5 protein-coding genes and 1 pseudogene are annotated in these 5,822 nt (G+C 67.2%); 2 read left to right on the top strand and 4 right to left on the bottom strand.

The window, feature by feature from the left end; all coding sequences use genetic code 11:
- The first annotated feature begins 155 nt into the window (after positions 1 to 155).
- Complete coding sequence (locus ACFYYB_RS42095; RefSeq protein WP_389444026.1) at positions 156 to 512, top strand: hypothetical protein; 357 nt, start codon at positions 156 to 158, stop codon at positions 510 to 512.
- 39 nt (positions 513 to 551) lie between these two features.
- Here the strand turns inward: ACFYYB_RS42095 and ACFYYB_RS42090 are convergent, their stop codons facing one another.
- From ACFYYB_RS42090 to ACFYYB_RS42080, 3 genes are all read right to left on the bottom strand, one after another.
- Positions 552 to 1,031: a hypothetical protein gene (locus ACFYYB_RS42090; RefSeq protein WP_389444028.1), complete on the bottom strand. Its 480-nt coding sequence runs from the start codon at positions 1,029 to 1,031 to the stop codon at positions 552 to 554.
- A 55-nt stretch (positions 1,032 to 1,086) separates the two neighbouring features.
- On the bottom strand, positions 1,087 to 1,548 hold the full coding sequence (locus tag ACFYYB_RS42085; protein WP_389444024.1) for a GNAT family N-acetyltransferase: 462 nt from the start codon (positions 1,546 to 1,548) through the stop codon (positions 1,087 to 1,089).
- Between the two features lie 90 nt (positions 1,549 to 1,638).
- Positions 1,639 to 2,373: a formylglycine-generating enzyme family protein gene (locus ACFYYB_RS42080; protein ID WP_389444022.1), complete on the bottom strand. Its 735-nt coding sequence runs from the start codon at positions 2,371 to 2,373 to the stop codon at positions 1,639 to 1,641.
- Positions 2,374 to 2,725: 352 nt separating this feature from the next.
- Between ACFYYB_RS42080 and ACFYYB_RS42075 the strand changes: the two genes are divergently transcribed.
- The gene (locus tag ACFYYB_RS42075; RefSeq protein ID WP_389444020.1) at positions 2,726 to 3,184 is read left to right on the top strand and encodes a hypothetical protein; all 459 of its coding nucleotides are present in this window, start codon (positions 2,726 to 2,728) and stop codon (positions 3,182 to 3,184) included.
- Positions 3,185 to 3,383: 199 nt separating this feature from the next.
- On the opposite strand, the pseudogene ACFYYB_RS42070 reads toward ACFYYB_RS42075, so the two are convergent.
- Positions 3,384 to 4,138: pseudogene (locus tag ACFYYB_RS42070) on the bottom strand (transposase); the annotation flags it as partial.
- Positions 4,139 to 5,822: the final 1,684 nt, after the last annotated feature.

Here is a 5,822-nt window from a genome sequence, read left to right as displayed (position 1 = left end):
GGGGGGACCCTGTGGGAGAGTAGGACGCCGCCGAACAATCATTGTGGAAAGCCCCGTACCAGGGAACTGGTACGGGGCTTTTCTGCGTTTACGGGGTGTTGAGAGTGGCCGTGCCACGTGCCGGCGGGCCTCCCCATATCCAGAGAGCGATTCACATGACCAGCAGCCAGCGAGCAACGACCACCCTGTGGCGCCCCACCGGCCCCGAGGAGCTGGACCTGGTCCGCGAGCTCGACTGGCGTGCCTGGCCCCCTCGGCTCCCCGAGCAGCCGATCTTCTACCCGGTCCTCAACGAGGATTACGCGATCAAGATCGCGAGGGACTGGAACGTCAAGCACAGCGGCGTCGGCTTCGTTACCCGATTCGACGTGGAGTCGGAGTTCTTGAGCCGCTATCCCGTCCAGCAGGCCGGCGGGCGGACGATCCTCGAACTGTGGGTTCCCGCAGAGGAGTTGGATGACTTCAACGATCACATCGTCGGTGTGATCGAGGTGGTCCACGAGTTCCGCTGAGGCAGGGGGCCCGCGTATTCACCGAGCGGGCAGCTCCAGTCAGTGGGACGCGGCACCGACGCGGCTGACCCAGACACGAAGGGGCGCTTTCTCCGGCTCAGTGCAGGCCTGTTCCCAGCGCGCGTCCTCGTGCAGGTCCGACCAGGCGACGACGCCGGGCTCACTGTCGGCCAGAAACTCCGCCACGATCGGACTCAGGTCGTCGGAAACGGTGTAGGCACCGCCGAACGGCAAGGCGTCCGGGGACAGAGAGCAGGTGGAGCACCGGAGTTGCCCGGCCTGCTGGTCGTGCCACACGTAGAACGTCGCCGGCCCGGGGAAGCACAGTTCTCGAATGCGTACCCGGAGGGCCGCAGCGGTCCGCTCGAAGGCGGTGACCACTTCGGCGACGGAGGAGGCCCTCCGGTCCTCGTCGTCGGCACCCAGCCGCCAGGTGTTGGTCTCTCGTTCCATCCGTCGGTCAGCCGGCTCCAAGAGCAGGGGCTCGTCCGCCACCTCGGCGATCCACGTCAACAACACCACACCACCATCCCCGCGCAGTTCGAACCGGCACGTGCCTTAAGAAGTAGACGTCTTACTCCTGGAAGTGCCAGACGTAGCGGACGTCGGGCTCGTGCTCCTCGTTGCGCCGGCCGTCGGTACGTTCGACCGCGGTGAATCCGTGTCGCTCGTAGAACCGTTGCGCCGGACCATTGACCTGGAACGTCCACAGTCCCAGCCGATCCGGCCGCCGCTGCTTGGCCAGGGCGATGAGCCGGTCGCCCAGGCCCTTTCTGCGCCAGGACGGCTCCAGGTAGAGCTGTTCCAGTTCCTCGCCGTCGAGTACGAGGAGCCCCGCTACGGTGCCATCGGCAACTGCTATCCAGGTCTCGTAGTGCGGCACGACCACGGCGGCGAACCAGTCCCGCACCTCGTCTTCGCCGTGCGCAAGACGCACGGTCGGCAACGCGGTCTTGAAGGAACGCAGCCAGGTCTCGGCCATGGCGGCCGCATCGGATCCGATGGCACGCCGCACCACGAGCTCGTCACTATTCACAGCGCGGGACTATCGCAGATGCGGGGCGCCGGCCGCATTCGGATTCAGTGCGTGCCGTCGATCTGCGGTCCGGGGCCCCGGTGTCCGGTTCTACGCGGCCGGTGCCGCCAGGCGGAAACCCACACCGATCGCTTCAAGATCCGGTTCATAGGCGCCGTGCCGTCGGGCGCACCGGGCCAGGTCCCGGTCGTGGCGGAAGGCGCCGCCTCGGGTGATGTGCGGGTCGAAGGCCCAGCCCTCGGTGCTCGGCACCTCGGTGGGCGCGCCAGGGTAGGGAGCGTAGAGGGTAGAGGTCCACTCGTCGGTGTTACCCGCCATGTCCAGCACACCGAAGGGGCTGGCTCCGTCGGGAAACGAGCCGACCGGCATCGTGGCGCCGATGCCGAGGTCCACCAGATTGGCCAGGCCGGTACGGTACTCCTCGCCCCAGGGGAACTCCCTGCCGTCGTCGCCCCGCGCGGCGCGCTCCCACTCGTCCTCCGTGGGCAGCCGTACATCCAGGCCGACCCGTTCCGCGAGCCACCGGCAATAGGCCGTCGCCGTCTCCCAGGCGACCCCAACGACTGGGTGGTCCGCCGGCGTCTGTGGGACCGGGCTCCCTGTGGCCGCCGCGAAACGTGTCCACTGGCCGACCGTGACCGGAGTGCGGGCGATCCGGAACGCCGGGACGTGGATCTCCGCGCGCGGAGCTTCCTTCATGTACCACTCCACCGGCACCCCGGTGTCCCTATAGCGGCGGGCCACTGCCGTCACCTCGTCGACGGGTGTACCCCGACGTAGCACCCCGGCGGGGATGTCGACCCAGTTCACCTGCTCCACACGCATGGCTCCTCCTCAGCTCGACCGGACAACCTTCATGATCACCTCGGTGGTCGGGACGGGCATCGGCCGATGGACCCATCTCGACAGCGACTTTGGAACCAGGACATCGGGCCACCGACCGGATGCGCTCCGGCATGACGAGTGGTGCAGGTTCGCGTGTACCAAGCTGAGCATCTTCATGTGTACGCCGACACAGGGCCGCCCAGTGAGAGTGGGCCGGGGCGGGATGCCCGGGCGGCGATGCGTTCGTGGATCTGTTCGCCGGTGAGGTGCTGGTCGAGGTGGCCTGGATGGCGCCTACGGGTGCGGAAGCGTTCGGCGACGAGGGGTGCCCAGATGCCTTTGGTCAAGGTGGATGGGTGCTGATTCGGGCGTCTGGAACGATGCGCCTGTGCATGCTGATGATCAGGTTGGCGAGGGTTTCTCTGCGGATCTCGCGGTGTTTCTTCGGAAGACCGCCGACGGCCGTCCGGTGAAGATCGTTCCTTCCGTCTGCGGCGGGTGCAGCGGGCGCGTGTTCTTCGTGCTCGTTGACGATGTCGAGGGCGGAGCCGAGCGGGTGTGCGCTGGTTGCGGCGTCCGCGCGTTCATCGCGGATAGCGAGGAGTTCTGGGAGGACGCGGATCCGGGCGAGGCCTGCTGCCCGTGCGGGAGCGAGGAGTTCGAGACCGCGGTCGCGTTCTCCCTGACCGACAACGGGTCGGTCCGCTGGGTGACCGTCGGGCTGCGGTGCCAGAACGACGGCGCAGTGGGGGTCTATGCCGACTGGAAGATCGACTACGGCCCCACGGATCACCTCCTGACCATGGTCTAAGTCTGCGGAGCGCCGGCCCCAACAGGCTGCGGTTCGTGGAAGGTTCTGTCCCGGAGCATCGCGAAAAGCACGTCGGTTCGTCGTCGGGCGAGGCAGAGCAGAGCCTGGGTGTGGTGCTTGCCTGCGCGACCTTCTTGTCGTAGTAGATCCGCGATGCCGGGTCTCCCAGAGCGGCGAACGCGGAGAGGAAGAAAGTCTGTTTGAGCTGCTTGTTTCCTCTCCTGAAGGGCAGTTCGCCGCGGATCGAGGACCCGGTACTGCGGGGCGCGGGGGCGAGCCCTGCGTAGGCGGCGAGGTGGCCGCGGTCGGGAAGGTGCTGCCGTCGCCGACCTCGATCAGGATGCGTGCTCCGGTCCTGACGCCGACTCCCGGCATCGACCTCAGGACCTGTGAAAGAGGGTGGACCTCCAGCAGTTCCTCGATCCGCCCGGCCAGCAGTTTCCGCTGGTCAAGCACGGCTGTCAGGGACCCGGCCAGGCTCGGGACGATCAGCGTGGGCGCCTCGGTCCCCGGAACGGTGATCTTCTCGACCAGCCGCTCGGTCATCCGCGGCGCCTTCGGCCGTAACAGCGTCACCAGACGGCGTCGGCCAGCCTTGCGGATCTGAGCCGGAGACCCGAACCGCTCCAACGGAGCCAGGACGGCCGGGTGCTGCAACCGCGGCCCGAGCACCCGCTGCAACGATAGATGGATCTGCGTGAGCAGGCCGTGCAGCCGGTTCGCGACCCTGGTCGCTTCGCCGGCCAGGTCGTCGTCGAACCCGACGATCATCTCCAGCTCGGCGACCGTCTCGGTCTTGGCCTCGCCCGGGTAGAGGTCGGCGATCCGCCGCATCGTGAGGCCCGGACGGTAGGCGACGGGGCAGCCTATGTCCCTCGCGACGGCCAGCGGCAGGGCCCCGATCGAGGCCGGCTGGTCGACCACAACCAGCACCGTTCCGTGCTTGGCCTTCAGTTTGGCGAACAGCTCGCGGAGGTTGGGTTCGGCGTTGGGTAACCGCTTGTCGAAGGCCTACTTCCCAGCCGGGGTGAAGGCGGTGGCGTGGTGTTCGCCCTTGCCGACGTCCAGGCCGTCGATCACACGCAGGCCCCTCCATCACGCCTTCGTCCGGCCTTGCCTCGGCACAGAGCTGCCGCACCCACGTTACGGAGAGCTCTTCCGACTCGGGTAAGCCGGTGCTCAAGCCCGTCATCAGCGATCCGTCGACGTCTCCGGGCCCGGTGACACCCCCCCCGGATCATCAACAACAAGGGGGGAAGCCATGCCGAACCCGAAGGCCGGAGGCCCCATTGCGGAGCAACGAAGGCGGTAACGGGGGGCGGGACAGTCGCAGAACACCTGGACCAGGTGGGCGTCAAGCTGTTGGAGCCGGCCGGGTGCGGTGTCGTGGTGCCACCAGTTCACGAGTACGGCTCGCCCGCCGTCGGCCGCGCGGGTCAACAGGACGTCGTCGGCGGCCCGACTCAGCCGGTGGCGCCCGGCGTGGTCACCTACGCCGAGGGAGTCGTAGAGCGACTCCAGGATCACGTCCTTGTCGATGAGCGGCAGGTCGATGTGGCCGGCGGCTCTTCGACGTCCCGGACACTCCGACGCCGATAGTCACTCGTGGTTCATCCACGATGCCGGAGCCGATCTCGGGGAGTGGGCTCGAGAAATGACCGAGCGGGCGGCCTGGGCGACGGTCCACAAACTCAGGCCGGCGGAGGTCAGGGTGTATCAGGAGCAGGTGTAGTCGTGCCCGTCGCCACTGTGGTGCGAGGCCCTCCCCAGCGAGCGTCCTTTTCAGTGCGCATGCGAGCTCGTTGCCTTCGTCGGGCTGGGAGGACGTCGGGGTGGAGGGCTTGCCCAGCCCGGTCGGGCCGGCGAAGTCCTCGTCGTCTCGACGATCGGGGCCGCGGACGCTCCCGCGGCGAGCTGATCGCCAAACTCCCCCGGCCTCCGGCGGACACTGCTGGCCCTGGTGCCTTGCGGTTGATCTGTCGGCCACCGTTCGGGGCGGTACTTCCTGTCGCCGGGTAGGGGACATCGCTGCGCGAGTCACTGGCAGGGCTGAGCAACCCGCATTTGGGTCGGCCGGGACTGCCCGCCACACCGTGGCGGCTGACAGGACCCGCCCCAGCCGCTGTCTGACATCCATAAGAGCGCCAACACCTCGACCGCTGGAGGGCAGCAGTCGCCCTCGCCGGCACCTTCCGGGGAGCCGCGGGTGTCCTGTGGGCGTGTGGTGGAGCTGGTGCTGTGGAGGGTTGGAGCCGGCTGCTGGGCTTCGGGTAGGGGGTCCCTACACCGAGGATGCCCGTCGTGTCGCGCCCATTTTGACGCTGCAGGGGGCGTCATGTAGAGTCAAACGGTTGCCTGGAACTGGACAAGTTCGGCAGCCAGCCCCCAAAGAAGCAATTCAGAGTGGGCACCCTCGACTCCTCATCCAGGAATCTGAAGCCGGGAAATCCGGTGGAAAACTTCTGATAGAGTCGGTCTCGCCGGAAAGGGAAACGCGAAAGCGAAGAACTGGAAAGCGAATCCCGCTGACTGGGAATCGGACACGAAAGAGTCTGATAGAGTCGGAGACACAAGAACGAAGGAAGCGCCCGGAGGAAAGCCCGAGAGGGTGAGTACAAAGGAAGCGTCCGTTCCTTGA

Source organism: Streptomyces sp. NPDC002886, assembly GCF_042888445.1.
GTDB lineage: Bacteria > Actinomycetota > Actinomycetes > Streptomycetales > Streptomycetaceae > Streptomyces.
Note: the sequence above shows the minus strand (reverse complement) of the source record. Positions and strands in the feature narration are given on the sequence as shown.

Excerpts from the sequence above, each read along its gene's own strand:
- ACFYYB_RS42080 (WP_389444022.1), bottom strand. The coding sequence starts at position 2,373 with ATGCGTGTGGAGCAGGTGAACTGGGTCGACATCCCCGCCGGGGTGCTA.
- ACFYYB_RS42095 (WP_389444026.1), top strand. The coding sequence starts at position 156 with ATGACCAGCAGCCAGCGAGCAACGACCACCCTGTGGCGCCCCACCGGC.
- ACFYYB_RS42075 (WP_389444020.1), top strand. The coding sequence starts at position 2,726 with ATGGGTGCTGATTCGGGCGTCTGGAACGATGCGCCTGTGCATGCTGAT.